This is a genomic window from Kribbella monticola (assembly GCF_003261635.1).
GTDB classification, from domain to species: domain Bacteria; phylum Actinomycetota; class Actinomycetes; order Propionibacteriales; family Kribbellaceae; genus Kribbella; species Kribbella monticola.
Map to the genome: position 1 here is coordinate 344,379 of NZ_QFXK01000027.1, position 14,749 is coordinate 359,127.

General features: G+C 68.3%; 13 protein-coding genes. 8 read left to right on the forward strand and 5 right to left on the reverse strand.

Features of this window, described 5'->3' with window-relative positions; genetic code table 11:
- The first annotated feature begins 162 nt into the window (after positions 1-162).
- Genes dapA through DIZ26_RS12625 form a run of 3 tightly spaced genes read left to right on the forward strand, consistent with a single transcriptional unit; the run spans position 163 to position 3,813 of the window.
- On the forward strand, positions 163-1,077 hold the full coding sequence (dapA, locus tag DIZ26_RS12615) for a 4-hydroxy-tetrahydrodipicolinate synthase (protein ID WP_112240643.1): 915 nt from the start codon (positions 163-165) through the stop codon (positions 1,075-1,077).
- A complete protein-coding gene (locus DIZ26_RS12620; protein WP_112240645.1) occupies positions 1,074-2,768 on the forward strand; it encodes a ribonuclease J in 1,695 nt (564 codons plus the stop codon). Before dapA ends, DIZ26_RS12620 begins: the two co-directional genes overlap by 4 nt.
- Positions 2,769-2,781: 13 nt before the next feature.
- Complete coding sequence (locus DIZ26_RS12625) at positions 2,782-3,813, forward strand: LacI family DNA-binding transcriptional regulator (protein ID WP_112240647.1); 1,032 nt, start codon at positions 2,782-2,784, stop codon at positions 3,811-3,813.
- On the opposite strand, the gene DIZ26_RS12630 is transcribed toward DIZ26_RS12625, so the two are convergent.
- Together DIZ26_RS12630 and DIZ26_RS12635 are read right to left on the reverse strand one after the other, a co-directional pair.
- Positions 3,767-4,885 (reverse strand): YbfB/YjiJ family MFS transporter, encoded by a 1,119-nt coding sequence (locus DIZ26_RS12630; protein WP_112240649.1) that lies wholly within the window; start codon positions 4,883-4,885, stop codon positions 3,767-3,769. The genes DIZ26_RS12625 and DIZ26_RS12630 overlap by 47 nt on opposite strands.
- Complete coding sequence (locus tag DIZ26_RS12635; protein ID WP_112240651.1) at positions 4,882-5,625, reverse strand: alpha/beta hydrolase family protein; 744 nt, start codon at positions 5,623-5,625, stop codon at positions 4,882-4,884. The genes DIZ26_RS12630 and DIZ26_RS12635 overlap by 4 nt, the downstream gene beginning before the upstream one ends.
- Positions 5,626-5,708: 83 nt before the next feature.
- On the opposite strand from DIZ26_RS12635, the gene DIZ26_RS12640 reads away from it, so the two are divergent.
- Positions 5,709-6,287 carry a TetR/AcrR family transcriptional regulator gene (locus DIZ26_RS12640; protein WP_112240653.1) on the forward strand — a complete coding sequence of 193 codons (579 nt, stop codon included), beginning with the start codon at positions 5,709-5,711 and terminating at the stop codon, positions 6,285-6,287.
- Here DIZ26_RS12640 and DIZ26_RS12645 read toward each other — a convergent pair.
- Both DIZ26_RS12645 and DIZ26_RS12650 read right to left on the reverse strand, forming a co-directional pair.
- On the reverse strand, positions 6,284-7,279 hold the full coding sequence (locus DIZ26_RS12645; RefSeq protein WP_232828296.1) for a fatty acid desaturase family protein: 996 nt from the start codon (positions 7,277-7,279) through the stop codon (positions 6,284-6,286). The genes DIZ26_RS12640 and DIZ26_RS12645 overlap by 4 nt on opposite strands.
- Before the next feature lie 196 nt (positions 7,280-7,475).
- Positions 7,476-8,186, reverse strand: a complete 711-nt coding sequence (locus DIZ26_RS12650; RefSeq protein ID WP_112240656.1) for a GAF domain-containing protein — start codon at positions 8,184-8,186, stop codon at positions 7,476-7,478.
- Between the two features lie 135 nt (positions 8,187-8,321).
- On the opposite strand from DIZ26_RS12650, the gene DIZ26_RS12655 reads away from it, so the two are divergent.
- The 4 genes from DIZ26_RS12655 to DIZ26_RS12670 all read left to right on the forward strand — a co-directional run bounded on the left by DIZ26_RS12655 (position 8,322) and on the right by DIZ26_RS12670 (position 13,333).
- On the forward strand, positions 8,322-9,869 hold the full coding sequence (locus tag DIZ26_RS12655; RefSeq protein ID WP_112240658.1) for an alkaline phosphatase D family protein: 1,548 nt from the start codon (positions 8,322-8,324) through the stop codon (positions 9,867-9,869).
- Between the two features lie 27 nt (positions 9,870-9,896).
- Entirely contained in the window at positions 9,897-11,966 is a 2,070-nt protein-coding gene (locus tag DIZ26_RS12660; RefSeq protein WP_112240660.1) for a prolyl oligopeptidase family serine peptidase, read from the forward strand.
- A gap of 224 nt (positions 11,967-12,190) precedes the next feature.
- Positions 12,191-12,499 carry a hypothetical protein gene (locus DIZ26_RS12665; RefSeq protein WP_112240662.1) on the forward strand — a complete coding sequence of 103 codons (309 nt, stop codon included), beginning with the start codon at positions 12,191-12,193 and terminating at the stop codon, positions 12,497-12,499.
- A gap of 3 nt (positions 12,500-12,502) precedes the next feature.
- Positions 12,503-13,333, forward strand: coding sequence for a helix-turn-helix transcriptional regulator (locus tag DIZ26_RS12670; RefSeq protein ID WP_112240664.1), 831 nt, complete (start codon positions 12,503-12,505; stop codon positions 13,331-13,333).
- A gap of 48 nt (positions 13,334-13,381) precedes the next feature.
- Here DIZ26_RS12670 and DIZ26_RS12675 read toward each other — a convergent pair whose 3' ends face one another.
- Positions 13,382-14,746 (reverse strand): aminotransferase class V-fold PLP-dependent enzyme, encoded by a 1,365-nt coding sequence (locus DIZ26_RS12675; protein ID WP_112240666.1) that lies wholly within the window; start codon positions 14,744-14,746, stop codon positions 13,382-13,384.
- Positions 14,747-14,749 lie beyond the last annotated feature (3 nt).

The window sequence follows — 14,749 nt, forward strand, 5'->3', positions numbered from 1 at the left end:
GGTGATTACAGAAAGTTTTTCTGACTTTTTTGGTGGAAGCTGTAACGACTCCTGGGGCCGCCACGATAGGACGAGTGAGCCTGGTAGCTGCCCGGACCCCCGAGCGGACAGCTACCAGGCCTACTCATTTCTCGAAGCGTGTGGAGCGGTAATCTGAGCCCCATGTCTTCAAGCGCATCCTCCGCCTCGCAGGCGCTGCCTTTCGGCCGGTTGACCACGGCGATGATCACCCCGTTCAGCCCCGACGGCTCGCTCGATCTGGAGGCAGCGCAGAAGGTCGCGACCCAGCTGGTCGACCAGGGCAACGACGCGCTGATCATCAACGGGACCACCGGCGAGGCGCCGACCACGACCGACGCCGAGAAGGTCGAGCTGGTCAAGGTGGTGCTGGCGGCGATCGGTGACCGCGCCAAGGTCGTCGCCGGGGTCGGCTCCAACAACACCGCGCACAGTGTCGAGTCGGCGAAGGCTGCCGAGGCCGCCGGTGCGCACGGGTTGCTCGTCGTCACGCCGTACTACAACAAGCCGCCGCAGGAAGGCATCAAGGCTCACTTCACGCAGGTCGCCGACGCGACCGGGCTGCCCGTGCTGGTGTACGACATTCCCGGCCGGGCCGGCGTGCCGATCCAGACCGAGACGCTGCTCGCGCTCGCCGAGCACCCGCGGATCGTCGCGGTGAAGGACGCCAAGGGCGATGTCGCCGCGACCACCAAGGTGCTGGCCAACTCCGACCTCTTCTACTACTGCGGAGCCGACGAGCTGAATCTCGCCTGGCTCGCGATGGGTGCGGTCGGGATCGCGAGCGTGGTCGCCCACGTCGCCTCCGAGCCGTACCGCGAACTGATCGACGCGGTCGTGCGCGGCGACCTGACCACCGCGCGAACCATCGATCGACGGCTGGTGCCCGCCGTCGAGGCGATCATGACCAGGACCCAGGGCGCCATCATGGTGAAGGCCGCGCTCAAGCTGGCCGGTGTCATCGAGCACGCGACCGTCCGGTCGCCGCTGGTCGAGGCGACGGCCGGGCAGGTCGACGCCCTCACCACCGACCTCAAGACGGCAGGACTGATTGCATGAGTCACCCCCATCCGGATCTCGACCTTCCCGGCCCGCTCGCGCCCGGCGCGTTGCGGGTCATCCCGCTCGGCGGCCTCGGCGAGGTCGGGCGGAACATGACGGTCTTCGAGTACGACGGCAAGTTGCTGATCGTCGACTGCGGCGTACTCTTCCCGGACGAGAACCAGCCCGGTGTCGACCTGATCCTCCCGGACTTCCAGCCCATCCGGGAGCGTTTGGACGACATCGTGGCGGTGGTGCTGACGCACGGCCACGAGGACCACATCGGCGGCCTGCCGTACCTGTTGCGCGAGCGCGGCGACATCCCCGTGCTCGGTTCGCAGCTCACGCTGGCGCTGCTCGAGGGCAAGCTGAAGGAGCACCGGCACCGCAATGTGCCGCAGCAGACCGTCACCGAGGGCGAGACCGTCCGGCTCGGCCCGTTCGAGTGCGAGTTCGTCGCCGTGAACCACTCCATTCCGGACGCACTGGCAGTAGCCATCCGTACGCCGGCCGGCCTTGTGCTGCACACCGGTGACTTCAAGATGGACCAGTTGCCGCTGGACAACCGGATCACCGATCTGCGCGCGTTCGCCCGGCTCGGTGAGGAGGGCGTCGACCTGTTCTGCGTCGACTCCACCAACTCCGAGGTCCCCGGCTTCACCACCCACGAGCGCGACATCGCGCCGGTCCTCGACGGCGTCTTCAGCAAGGCGAAGAACCAGCGCATCATCGTTGCCTGTTTCGCCTCCCACGTGCACCGCGTCCAGCAGGTGATGGACGCGGCCGTGAAGCACCACCGCAAGGTCGCGTACGTCGGTCGCTCGATGGTCCGCAACATGGCCGTGGCCCGCGATCTCGGCTTCCTCACCGTGCCCGGCGACACCCTGATCGACATGCGCGAACTGGAGAACTACCCGCCGGAGCAGGTGGTGCTGGTCTCCACCGGTTCGCAGGGCGAGCCGATGTCGGCGCTGTCGAGGATCGCGGCCAACGACCACCACGTCGTACAGATCCAGCCCGGCGACACCGTCGTCCTGGCGTCCTCGCTGATTCCCGGTAACGAGAACTCGGTGTTCCGGGTGATCAACGGCCTGACCCGGCACGGCGCGAACGTGATCCACAAGGGCAACGCGCTCGTGCACGTGTCCGGCCACGCGTCGGCGGGGGAGTTGCTGTACTGCTACAACATCGTCAAGCCGCGCAACGTGATGCCGGTGCACGGAGAGATCCGGCATCTTCATGCGAACGCGGAGCTGGCCCGGCAGACCGGCGTACCGGCTGAGAACGTGGTCGTCGTCGAGGACGGTGTCGTGGTCGACCTGATCGATCGCAAAGCCGTTGTCGCGGGCAAGGTGGAGTGCGGGTACGTCTTCGTCGACGGCTCGACTGTGGGCGACATCACCGAGACGTCGCTGAAGGACCGCCGGATTCTCGGCGACGAGGGTTTCATCTCGGTGATCGCCGTGATGGACTCTGTCACCGGCAAACTGACGGCAGGACCGGAGATCCAGGCCCGGGGATTCGCCGAGGACGATACCGTCTTCGACGACCTCAAGCCGAAGATCGAGGCGGAGATCGAGAAGGCGATCGGGAGCGGGGTGGACGACATGTACCAGTTGCAGCAGGTCATCCGCCGCGTGGTCGGTAAGTGGGTCAGCGACACGCATCGTCGCCGGCCGATGATCATCCCGGTCGTCGTCGAAAGCTAAGGAGACAGTGGGCATGAGCGTTACTGGTGTCAATGGCACGGGGCAGCGCCGGCCCACCATGAAAGAGGTCGCGGCCCGGGCGGGCGTGGCGCTCAAGACCGTCTCCCGGGTGGTCAACGAGGAGCCGAACGTCAGCCCGGAGCTGACCGCCAAGGTCCAGGCCGCGATCAAGGAACTGAACTACACGCCGAACGAGAGCGCCCGGATGCTGCGGCGCGGCAAGACCGGCACGATCGCGGTCGTGATCCGCGACATCGGCGACCCGTTCTTCGCCTCGCTCGGCCGCGCGGTCGAATTGTGGGCGCGCTCCAGCGGCTCGGTCGTGATGATCGGTCTGACCGACGAGGACCCCGAGCGCGAGCGCGACGTCTGCCTCGAGTTCGTTGCCCGCCGCCCCGATGCGCTCATCATGGCGCCGATCGGCGAGACCCAGGAATACCTGGCGCCGCACGTCGACGCCGGGATGGCCGTCGTCACGATCGACCGGCCGGCGCACGGGATCGAGGCCGACGCGGTACTCGCCGACAACGCGGGCGGTATCGACCAGGCGATCGATCACCTGATCCGGCAGGGGCACCGCCGGATCGCTTATCTCGGTGACGACGAGCGGATCTTCACCGCCCGCGAGCGCGTGGTCGCCTACCGGGCCGCGATGGCCCGGCACCGGATCGACGTCGACGAGGATCTGGTCCACCTGTCGGAGCCGACCACCGAGGGCATCGGGATCACCCTGTCCGCAGTACTGGATCGGCCCGAGCCGGCGACCGCGATCCTGTCGGCGAACAACATGACCACGGCCGAGGTACTACGCGGCATGGCCGGCCGGCGGGACCGGGTCGCGCTGGTCTCCTTCGACGACCTCGCGCTCGGCGATCTGCTCAGCCCCGGCCTGACCGCGGTGGCCCAGTCGGCCGACGTGATGGCCCGGACCGCGATCCAGCTGATGACCGAGCGGCTCCCCGAACCGCACCGGCCCGGGCGGACGGTGCGGGTGCCGGTCAAACTGACGATCCGCGGCTCAGGCGAGATCCCGCCGTCCAGCTAGCGGCAACCACCGCTCCGGCCGCGCAGAGCGCCGCGGTCCAGCCGAGCGCAGCACCCGCTCCGAGCTGGTCCGCGAGAAATCCCGCGGGCCAGGGACCGACGGTCTGACCGGCCGCGAACCACACGGTCAGCGTGCCGATCACCGCGGTCCACTCGGGTTGCGGGACAGTACGCCGTACCAGCGCGGCGACCGAGGCGGGAACGTTGAGGAACGTCACGCCGACGATCCCCGCCGAAACCAGCACCGTCGTCCGGCTGATCAAGGGCAGCAAGGCGGCGACCACTTGGAGCGCGAGCAGCGCGGCCATGGGCCGGGCGTTGTGCCACGTCGCCAGCGGACGGTTCCACAGCGGCGGCGCGACCATCGCGGCGACGCCCATCAAGGTCCAGGTGATGGCGACCTGGCGTGCGGTGCTGTGCTCGGCCCTGAGATAGGCCGTGAGGAACGTGAGATAGACGATGTAGCCGGCGCCGAAGAGAACGTAGGCGAACCCCACCGGCCAGAGACGTCCCAGCCTTGCCTTGACATCCGGAGTCGGCGGGACAGCGCTGACCGCCGACCAGGAGACGACGGTGGCGATCAAGGAACCGGTTGCCAGCAGCAACCACGCGACAGGCCACCGGCCGGAGTTGCCGTCGAGCAAGAGGGGCAGGACGAAGCCGCTGAGCGCGACACCCAGCCCGGCGCCGCCGAAGTACACGATGAGCGCCGAGCGATCCTCGTGCCGCGCGGCGACGACGGTGCCGGCGACGAAGACCAGCGCGCCGGCCCACCCAGCCGTTGCTCTCAGCAACAACTGGAGGAGCTGCGAAGAAGTGGCCGCGGTGGCTGCCAGGGCGAGGGTGCTGATGACCATGCCGAACTGGAACGTCCGGGCGGTGCCGAGTTTGCGGACCACCGTCGCGACGACGATCGCGCCGACCAGGTAGCCGACGCCGTTCGAGGTGGTCTGCAGTCCAACGTCCGCGAGTGACCAACCCAGCTGCTCGCGCATCGCCGGGACCACGAGGCCGTAGGCGAAGCGCGCGAAGCCGAGGGCGACCGCGGAGCCGAGCGCGAGCCGGTACTTCACAGCTGCCGCTGCAGGAAGTCGAGGACCGTCGCAGCGAGCTCTTCGCGATGATCGGACAGCGCATGATCGGTGGGGAAGAGGTGGTGCTCGGCTCCGGAATAGGCCTCGACCAGCGGGAGATGATGCTGCTCGTACGGCGCGGCCTGGTCGCGGCCGGCTCCGATCAACAGCACGGGCCGGCCGCCAAGAGCGGGGGCGAGGCCGGCCAACCGCCATTCGGGGCCATGAGCAACCATCTCGTCGACGAGCGCGCGGCCGCTGGTGCCGCGCAGGGGGAGAAGTTCGCCGTCCCACGGTTCGACGTACTGGTCCGGATCGGTGGCGGTGCCGGCCGCGCCGAGATCGAAGCAGGTGATCGAGGCGACGGCCGAGATCGCGGGGTCGGCGGCGGCGGTGTGCAGGGCGGCGAACCCGCCGAGGCTGTGGCCGACGATGGCGAACCTGTCCGGGTCGAGGCCGGGTGCCCTGCGCAGCGTTGCGACGGCGGCCCGGGCGTCTTCGAGCACATTGCTCCAGGACCAGGCGCCGGCCGCGCCCCAGCTGCCCCGATAGTGGAAGACGAGGGTGGCGAAACCGGCGCGTCGCAGTACCTGGGCGAGGTCGAAGTTGCGCTCGTTGCCGGGGAAGCCGTGCAGCAGGAGCACCGTGGGATGAGGTCCGGCGCCGGCCGGCAGATGCAGGACTCCGGGCAGGTCGAAACCCGCGCTGGGGACAGGGAAGGCAGGTGTGCTGGCGTACATGGCGGGCCTCTCGTCTTCATCGAACCGATCGGTACGATGATGAACGCTAGCAAGAGATCGATCCGGTCGGTACCATCTGTCTCATGCCGGTCGCCAAGGGAAGTTCGCTGGATCCGGCGCGGACCCGCGCGGAGATGTTGCGGGCCGCGAGCCTGGTCTTCTACCAGCGTGGTCTGGACGGTGTCGGGATCGCCGAGCTGTGCGCGTCGGTCGGTGCGTCCAAGGAGACGCTCTACCGGCACTTCGGTTCCAAGGACGGCCTGATCGAAGCCGTCCTGCAGGCTCGCAGCGACCGCGTCAACGCGTGGATCCGCGCGGCTGCCGAGGCTGCCGGCGACGACGCCGTGGCCCGGCTCACGGCCGTCTTCGGCGTACTGGGCCAGTGGTACTCCGAACCGGACTTCCGCGGTTGCGCGATCGTGAACGCGGCCACCCAGCGGCACGTCGAGCCGGCCCGGACCATCGTGGCCCGCCACCTCGATCGCTATCTGGAGTTGTTCACCGAGATCGCGACGACAGCCGGCGTGGCAGACCCCGCGCGGGTCGGCCGGCAGCTCCTGATGCTGCTGGAGGGTGCGACCGTGCTCGCCGACCATCACGGACTGGGACAAGCCGCGGCCGAGGATGCTCTGGCCGCGGGCCTGCTACTCCTGAAGGGCTAGTCCCGCAGTTGGGCGGACAGCGGGCACTGGAACGGGTCGCGAGCGCGCAGGCCGACGTTGTTGAGGTAGTCGATGACGATCTTGTACGACTCGAACAGCCCGACCTCGGTGTACTTCACGCCGTGCAGTTCGCAGTACTCGCGGACGATCGGGCGGACCGTCTTCAGGGTCGGCCTCGGCATGCTCGGGAACAGGTGGTGCTCGATCTGGTAGTTGAGCCCACCCATCGCGAAGTCGGTCAGTACGCCGCCGCGAATGTTGCGCGACATCAGCACCTGGCGGCGCAGGAAGTCCAGCTTCATCGTCTTCGGCACCAGCGGCATGCCCTTGTGATTCGGCGCGAACGACGCGCCGAGGCCGACCCCGAAGACGGCCAGCTGGAGACCCAGGAACGCGCCGGCCTTGCCGATCGGCAGCAGGATCAGCAGCGCTGCGACGTACGCGCCGAGGCGGGACAGCACGATCGCGGCTTCGATCCGCTCGACCTTGGTGGCGTTGCGGCGCAGTAGGTGCTGCAGGCTAGCGACGTGCAGGCTGAGTCCTTCGAGGGTCAGCAACGGGAAGAAGAGCCAGCCCTGGCGATCACCGAGCCACTTCACCAACCCGGTGCGACGGGCGACGTGGTCGGGGGTGAACGCCACGACGCCGATGTCGATGTCGGGGTCCTTGCCCAGTTGGTTCGGGGCGTTGTGGTGCTTGCTGTGTTTGTTACGCCACCAGGTGATGCTCATCCCGGCCAAACCACCTGCGAGCACCCGCGCGGTCCAGTCGTTCCAAGCGGCCGAGTTGAAGATCTGGCGGTGGGCGCTGTCGTGGCTGAGGAAGGCGACCTGCACCAGGACCAGCGCGAGGGCGCCGGCCATCAACAGCTGGAACCAGGAGTCGCCCAGCAGGATGAATCCGGTCACGACGCCGCCCAGCGCGGCGAGCACCAGCCCGATCCGGGTCCAGTAGTAGCCGTGGCGGCGCTTGAGCAGCCCCAGCTCACGCACGGTGTTCAGAAGGTCGCTGTAAAGACTCGCGTGCCGCTGTTGCGGACTTTGCGGAGGTCTACCGCCTGCAATGAGCTGTGACATGAAGAACGCCCCATCCGGAGTGCATCGGTCGAGATGCGCCACCGGGTCCAGGGCAGCGCCACGAGAAAGTGGCTGATACTCCAACGGAACCACGGCTGACTGCCAGACGCAACTAACGCGTCAGCAGTGCATCACTTTGCAACGATCCGTCGAGGACGTTCTGGGCGACCGAGGTCAGGCCGCAGCCGTTGCCCCGCGCGTACGAACGCATCGCACTGAAGGCCTCGCTCACACTCAGTCCGGCCCGTTCGGCGAGCATGCCCTTGGCCTGCTCGATCACGACCCGGCTGTCCAGAGCGTGCTGGAGCTGGCTCGACAGCTCTCGGTGGCCCTCCACCTCGCGCTGATGAAGCAGCCCGATCGTGGCCATGTCGGCCAGTGCCTGGGCCAGGGCGATGTCTTCGGTCGACAACGGCGCCGCGTCGGAGCGGAACAGGTTCATCGCACCGATGACCTGGCCGCGTAGCCGCAACGGCACGGCGTGGGCGGAGACGTAACCGCCGGCCGCTGCCGCCGCCGCGAAATCCGGCCAGCTGCGCAGGTCGACGTTCACCACCGGCTGACCGGACCGGAAGCAGGCCGGGCAGGGGCCTTCGTCCTGCTGCAGCTCGAACAGCTCCAGCAGCTCCGCCTGGTCGTCGGACGAGGCCATCACGTGCAGGATGCCGTGGTCGTCGGCGAGCATCAGCCCGGCCGCGTCGGCCTCGATCAGCTCGACGGTCGCCTCGGCGAGCCGGCCGAGGAAGTCGACCAGGTCGAACTCGGCGACGAGCGTGTCGGCCAGCTCGATGAACACCTGCGTCAGGCGATGTTCTCGTGTCATTCCCAGCGTTCCCTCTCGACCCGGAGTCTTCCCATCATCTGTCCCCGGACAAGGCCGCGACCACCCAGGCTGAGTTGTCAGGTAGTTCGCTCAGCTGTCACCGGGCGGTCATCCGGGTGGAGCACCTTCGGCAGCATGAACCTGAGCCGCCGCCAGTTGCTGGCCGCCACCACTGCCGCGGGCGCGACACTGGCCCTTCCCGCCACCCTCTCTGCCGCCGCCGCGCCGAGCGTCGTACGCCGGGGCAGGCCGGCCCTGACGTCAGGGATCGCCAGCGGCGATGTCACCTCGAACTCCGCGGTCGTCTGGTCCCGGGCGGATCGCCCGGGCCGGCTCGTCGTCGACCTGACCAGCCACGGCCGCTTCGACCGGGCGATCCGGCTTCGTGGTCCGGTCACCTCGGCCGACGACGACTTCACCGCCCAACTTCCGTTGCGCGGACTCCGGCCGGGTCAGCGCTACGACTACCGGATCGGCTTCGAGGACGCCTCCGGCCGCCTCGGCGAGACCGCGCTGGGGTCCTTCAGTACGCCGGGCCGCCGCCGCCCGGTCAGCTTCGTCTTCACCGGTGACACGGCCGGCCAGGGGTACGGGATCAACCCGGACCTCGGCGGCATGATCGCCTACCGGGCCATGCACCGCACCCGGCCGGACTTCTTCCTGCACTCCGGCGACAACATCTACGCCGACGGACCGATCCAGCCGACCGTGAATGTTGCCGACGGCACCATTTGGAAGAACGTGGTGACCGAGGAGGTCTCGAAGGTTGCGGAGACGCTGGCGGAGTACCGGGGCCGGTACAAGTACAACCTGCTCGACGAGAACGTCCGCGACTTGTACGCCGACGTGCCGATCATCAGCCAGTGGGACGACCACGAGACGCTGAACAACTGGTATCCCGGCGAGATCCTGACCGACGACCGCTACACCGAGAAGCGGGTGAACGTGCTCGCAGCCCGCGCCCGCAAGGCGTTCCTCGAGTACCTGCCGATGGTGCACACTGCCGGGCGCGACCGGATCTATCGCAAGGTGAGCTACGGCCCGCTGCTCGACGTGTTCTGCCTCGACATGCGGACGTATCGCGGCGCCAACCCCGCTCCCGGTGGGGCCGGCCCGGTCGCGATGCTCGGTGCGGAGCAGGCCGCCTGGCTGGTGCGCGAGGTGGCTGCGTCCAAGGCCACCTGGAAGGTGATCGCTTCGGACATGCCGCTGGGTCTCCTGGTTCCGGACGGCACCGAGATCGAGGCGGTCGCCAACGGCCTGGCCGGAGCTCCGGGTGGACGTGAGCACGAGATCGCGTGGGTCCTCTCGCAGTTCAAGCGGCGGAAGGTGCGCAACACGGTCTGGCTGACCGCGGACGTGCACTACTGCGCCGCCCACCACTACGACCCGGCGCGGGCGGCGTACACGGACTTCGATCCGTTCTGGGAGATCGTTGCCGGGCCGGTGAACGCGGGCACGTTCGGACCGAACGCGCTCGACCCGACCTTCGGTCCCAAGGTCGAGTTCCAGAAGGCGGCGGACTTCCCCAGCCAGCCGCCCAGCGGCGGCAACCAGTTCTTCGGTCATGCCGAGATCGACCCGCACAGCGGCGTTCTCACCGTCTCGCTCCGCGACCTCTACAACACCGTGCTGTGGCGCAAGGACCTGTCACCGGCAGGAAGGGGAAATCCTTCGAGCTGAGCGGATTCGGCGTACTAGGTTGGCGGTATGACTGCCGACTATCCCGAGAGCCGTCGCGACGAGAGTGTCGTCGAAACGCTGCACGGCCATCAGATCGCCGATCCCTATCGCTGGCTCGAGGACGCCGATGCCGCTGAGACCAAGGACTGGGTCAGCCGGCAGAACGCCTGCACCGAAAGCGTGCTCACGCAGTACGCCGAACGGGACTGGTTCCAGCAGACGATGACCGCGATCCTTCGCCGGCCGCGTGCCGGGGTGCCCGTGCAGTCCTCGGGGTGGTTCTTCGTCGGCCGCAACGACGGGACGAAGGCGCAGGACGTCGTGTACGTCGCCGACTCGCTGGCCGCGTTGCTCGAAGGCGGCCGGGTGCTGATCGATCCGAACACGCTGTCCGAAGGCGGTACGGATTCGCTCGGCACCTTCACGGTCAGCCCGGACGGCCGCTATTTCGCGTACGGGATCAACGAGAGCGGCAGCGACTGGACCACGTTCCGGCTGCTCGAGGTCGCCACCGGTGCCGAGGTGGACGACGTGGTCACCGAAGCCAAGTTCTCCGAGGCGGTCTGGCTGCCCGACTCCTCGGCGTACCTCTACTCGCACTATCCCGCGAGCGGACGCAGCGAGGGGACCGAGACGAAGATGCTCGGCGGCGGTCAGCTCAAGCTACACAAGCTCGGTACGCCGCAGGCCGAGGACCAGTTGGTGTTGAGCTTCCCGGACCAGCCGCGACTCTTCGTGACACCAGTCGTTTCCGAGGACGACCGGTACGTCGTCATGCACCTGCACGAAGGCACCGACGCCGCCACCCGGTTGTGGCTCTACCCGATCACCACCGATGGCTTGGGCGATCCGATCAAGGTGGTCGACGAGTTCGCCGACGAGCTCGATTTCGTCCGGATGGCGGGGGACCGGCTGATCCTGCGGACGGACCGGGACGCGCCGCGCGGCCGGGTGGTCAGCAGTGATCTCGAAGGCAACTTCACCGACGTGATCCCCGAGGGCGAGCACGCGCTACGGTCGGCGTACGCGACCTCGGGCGGGCTGGCGACGATCTACCTGGTCGACGCCCAGCCGGAGCTGAGGTTGCACGACCTCGACGGCGGCAATACGCGGTCGGTGCAACTGGCGAGTGGTGGGCTGGTCGATGTCACCGCCGGCGCGAAGTACGACGAGCTGTTCATCGGGTTGTCGTCCCCGACGGCGCCGACGCTCTCGTACGTCGTGTCTGCCGCCTCCGGCGATCTCCGGCCACTTCCTTCGCTGGCGCCTGCCGGTGAAGCCTTCGTGGCGCCGGAGATCACCGTGCGACGTGTCGTCGAGCCCGGCCGCGAGGTGCCGTACTTCGTGATCAGCCGGGCCGACCTCGATCTCTCGGAGCCTCGGCCCACGGTCCTGTACGGGTACGGCGGTTTCCGCGTGCCGATCTTCACCGACTACCGGCCCGGGTGGCCGGCTTGGCTCGCGGCCGGCGGCGTCCTGGTGATCGCCAACCTGCGCGGCGGTGGTGAGTACGGCACCGCGTGGTACGAGGAAGGACGGCTGAAGAACAAGCAGAACGTGTTCGACGACTTCATCGCGGTGGCCGAGCACCTGCAGAAGACGCGCGTGACCACGGCCGCGCAGCTCGCGATCCACGGCCGCAGCAACGGCGGGTTGCTGGTCGGCGCTGTCATGACGCAGCGGCCGGACCTCTTCGCCGTCGCACTGCCCGGTGTTGGCGTGATGGACATGCTGCGCTTCCACCTCTTCACCGTCGGCGCCGCCTGGGCCTCGGACTTCGGCCTGCCGGACGACCCGGAGCAGTTCGAGGACCTGCTCGCCTACTCGCCACTGCACAACCTGCGCGACGGTACGGCGTACCCGGCAACGCTGGTCGTCACCGGCGACCACGACGACCGGGTGGTACCACTGCACAGTCACAAGTTCATCGCCGCCTTGCAGCACGCCCAGTCCGGCTCGGCGCCCGTCCTGACCCGCATCGAGGTCGACACCGGCCACGGCTTCGGCAAACCCGCCGCGATGGTCGCCTCCGAATGGGCCGACCTACTGGCGTTCGCAGCCCACCACACCGGTCTGGAACCGCCTTCTGTGCAGTAGGAGGTCGGTATTTTGACGGATGCCTGCTCACGGTGGGCGGTGATGGACTCGGGTCACCAGTCCCACCCGTGAGCAGGGAGAAATGCCATGAGTGCATCGTTCGACATCCCCGACGCAGGTTCCGATCCGCGGATCGAACGGCGAGTGCGGGAGTTCCTCACCGAGCTGAACAAGAACCCTGATATGCGCAGGCGCGGCCGGAGCTCGCGAACCTGCGAGCGGCGATGGACTTCAGCTTCGGTACGGCGGGGGAGGAGCTGACCGGTCTGCGGATGGTGATTGCCCTGCACTTCTTGTGGTTGTTCTGCGGGCACGCCGCCGAGGGGCGGGTCTGGCTCGAGCGGGCGCTGGAGCTGAACCCGGAGCCGACCAGGGAGCGTGCCGAAGCGCTGGGCATCATCGCGTACGCGTTGAGCCTGACCGGTCACGCGCCGATGATCTACTCCTACGCCAGGGAGGCCGAAGCAGTTGCCCATAGCAACGAGGACGAGGATCTACTGGCGCACACGGTGTTCCTGCTCGGCGCCTACTAGTTCATGACCGGCGACATCGAGAAGTCGCTGCCGCTCTTCCGCGACGCGCTGGCGCGGCTCGAAGCGCTCAATGGAGCAGGCAGCTTCGTACTGCAGCTCTACTCCGCCATTGCTCAGGCAGAGATCTGGCAGGGACAGCTGCGCGAGGGGTTGGCGACTGCGAGCCGTGGTCTGGAGCTCTGTGAGGAGACTGGCGAGCAGTATGCGCGCAGTGCGTTGTTGTTCGCCTGCTCGCTCAGCCGCTGGATGCTGGGGGAGTACAGCGAGGCCGCCGCCGGGTTGACCGAGGCCGTCCGGCTGGCGCGGAGCTTCAACGACGTACTGGGCGCGGCGACGTGGCTGGAGTTGCTGTGCTGGACGACCGCGGCAATGGGCCGGTTCGAGCGCGCCGCCGTACTGCTTGGAGTCGGGAGCAAGCTCTGGCAGCTGGGTGGCGGACAGCCGATGCTGGGCTCGCTGTTGATGATCGACGCCCACGAGACCTGCGAACGCAACACCTTGGAGGCGCTCGGCCCTGAGCGCTACCAGGCCGCCTTCGACCGCGGTGCGGCTGCCGCCGTCGAGTTCGACCACGCGATCTCGTACGCCGTTGGCAGCGACGCCGGGGTCGCCGAACCGCGTCCCGCCGCCGCACGACCTGGGTCGCTGAGTGAACGCGAGTACCAGGTCGCCGAACTGGTTGCCCAAGGCCTGACCAACAAGGAGATCGCGCTGCGGCTGGTGATCAGCCGGCGGACCGCCGAATCGCATGTCGTCCACATCCTCGACAAGCTCGGCTTCAGCTCCCGCAGTCAGATCGCCACCTGGCTGACAGCTCGTTCTCAGCGACCGTAGCGGTGAGGCGACTTGCTGAGCGCTGACGAGCGGGACGGCTGAGGCGCGTCACCAGATGCGGGGGGCCTCGAGGTCGCGGGGGTCGTCGGCGGGCTGGCAGCCGTGGGTGGATTCTTCGTAGCGGCGGCTCAGACCGTTGGTGGCCAGGGTGCGGACGGCGTTGACGAGGCGATCGACGTGCTCGCGGGTCGTGGCGAGACCCAGGCTCGCGCGCACCGCAGTACCGTGCTCCGGGGAGTCGGCGAGTAGGTGGCCGACCAGCGGGTGTGCGCAGAACTTGCCGTCGCGTACGCCGATGCCGTACTCGGCGGCGAGCGCAGCGGACACCAGCGTCGAGCTGATGCCGTCGACGGTGAAGCAGACCGTGCCGACCCGGTCGGCCTCAACACCGAAGATCGAGTACGTCGTTACGCCGGGCAGCTGCGCCAGACCGGTCCGGAGGCGCGCCAGCAGGCTGCGCTCGTGTTGCTCGATCGCCTCGCGGTGCTTGGTGATCGCCGCACATGCTGCTGCCAGGGCGATCGCACCGATGACGTTGGGAGAGCCGCCCTCGTGCCTTGCGGGGCCTTGGTTCCACACCGTGTCGTTGCCGTTGACGGCTGCAGTCGCGCCACCGCCGTACAGGTAGGGGTCTGCGGCGTCGAGCCAGTCGGTGCGGCCGATCAACGCGCCCGCGCCGTACGGGGCGTACAGCTTGTGGCCGGACAGGGCGACCCAGTCGACGTCGAGCTCTTCGATGTTCACCACGCGGTGCGGCGCCAACTGGGCTGCGTCGAGGCAGGTCCGGGCACCATGGGCCCTGGCGACAGCGGCGATCTCTGCGATCGGGAAGATTTCGCCGGTGACGTTGGACGCCCCGGTGACGACGACCAGCCGCGGTCCTTCGGGCGCGGTGCGCAGTGCGTCGGCGACGGCAGTTACGGCCTGGGTTGTCGAGCTGGGCGCCGCTAGACGAACTGTGCGGTCGGCCGGCCAGGGGAGCAGCGCTGCGTGGTGCTCCGACTCGAAGACGATCACCGTCGCGTCGGCCGGTACTGCGCGGGCCAGGAGGTTGAGGGCGTCGGTGGTCTGCCGCGTGAAGATGACCTGATCGTCCTCGCGGGCGCCGACGAAGCCGTGCACCTCGGCGCGGGCCCGCTCGTACCACTGGGTGGTGATCCGGGACGCGTAGCCGTTGCCGCGATGCACGGACGCGTACGACGGGAGGGCGGCCTCTACCGCGGCTCGCACCGACTCCAGACAGGGTGCGCTCGCGCCGTGGTCGAAGTTGGCGTAGTCGGTGACGCGGCCGTCCGCCAGCGGCACCAGCAGATCGGAGCCGACGGTGGCGGGGATGCTGCCGTTGGTCAGCCGCACACTGGCCGGCCGCGCGGCGGTGGCGTTGGCAGGCTCGAGGATGGAGAGGATCGACATGTT

Coding starts and splice junctions, on each gene's coding strand:
- DIZ26_RS12635 (WP_112240651.1), bottom strand. CDS start 5,625: ATGTACGCCAGCACACCTGCCTTCCCTGTCCCCAGCGCGGGTTTCGAC.
- DIZ26_RS12660 (WP_112240660.1), top strand. CDS start 9,897: ATGACTGCCGACTATCCCGAGAGCCGTCGCGACGAGAGTGTCGTCGAA.
- DIZ26_RS12665 (WP_112240662.1), top strand. CDS start 12,191: ATGGACTTCAGCTTCGGTACGGCGGGGGAGGAGCTGACCGGTCTGCGG.
- DIZ26_RS12655 (WP_112240658.1), top strand. CDS start 8,322: ATGAACCTGAGCCGCCGCCAGTTGCTGGCCGCCACCACTGCCGCGGGC.
- DIZ26_RS12625 (WP_112240647.1), top strand. CDS start 2,782: ATGAGCGTTACTGGTGTCAATGGCACGGGGCAGCGCCGGCCCACCATG.
- DIZ26_RS12650 (WP_112240656.1), bottom strand. CDS start 8,186: ATGACACGAGAACATCGCCTGACGCAGGTGTTCATCGAGCTGGCCGAC.
- dapA (WP_112240643.1), top strand. CDS start 163: ATGTCTTCAAGCGCATCCTCCGCCTCGCAGGCGCTGCCTTTCGGCCGG.
- DIZ26_RS12620 (WP_112240645.1), top strand. CDS start 1,074: ATGAGTCACCCCCATCCGGATCTCGACCTTCCCGGCCCGCTCGCGCCC.
- DIZ26_RS12640 (WP_112240653.1), top strand. CDS start 5,709: ATGCCGGTCGCCAAGGGAAGTTCGCTGGATCCGGCGCGGACCCGCGCG.
- DIZ26_RS12670 (WP_112240664.1), top strand. CDS start 12,503: ATGACCGGCGACATCGAGAAGTCGCTGCCGCTCTTCCGCGACGCGCTG.
- DIZ26_RS12675 (WP_112240666.1), bottom strand. CDS start 14,746: ATGTCGATCCTCTCCATCCTCGAGCCTGCCAACGCCACCGCCGCGCGG.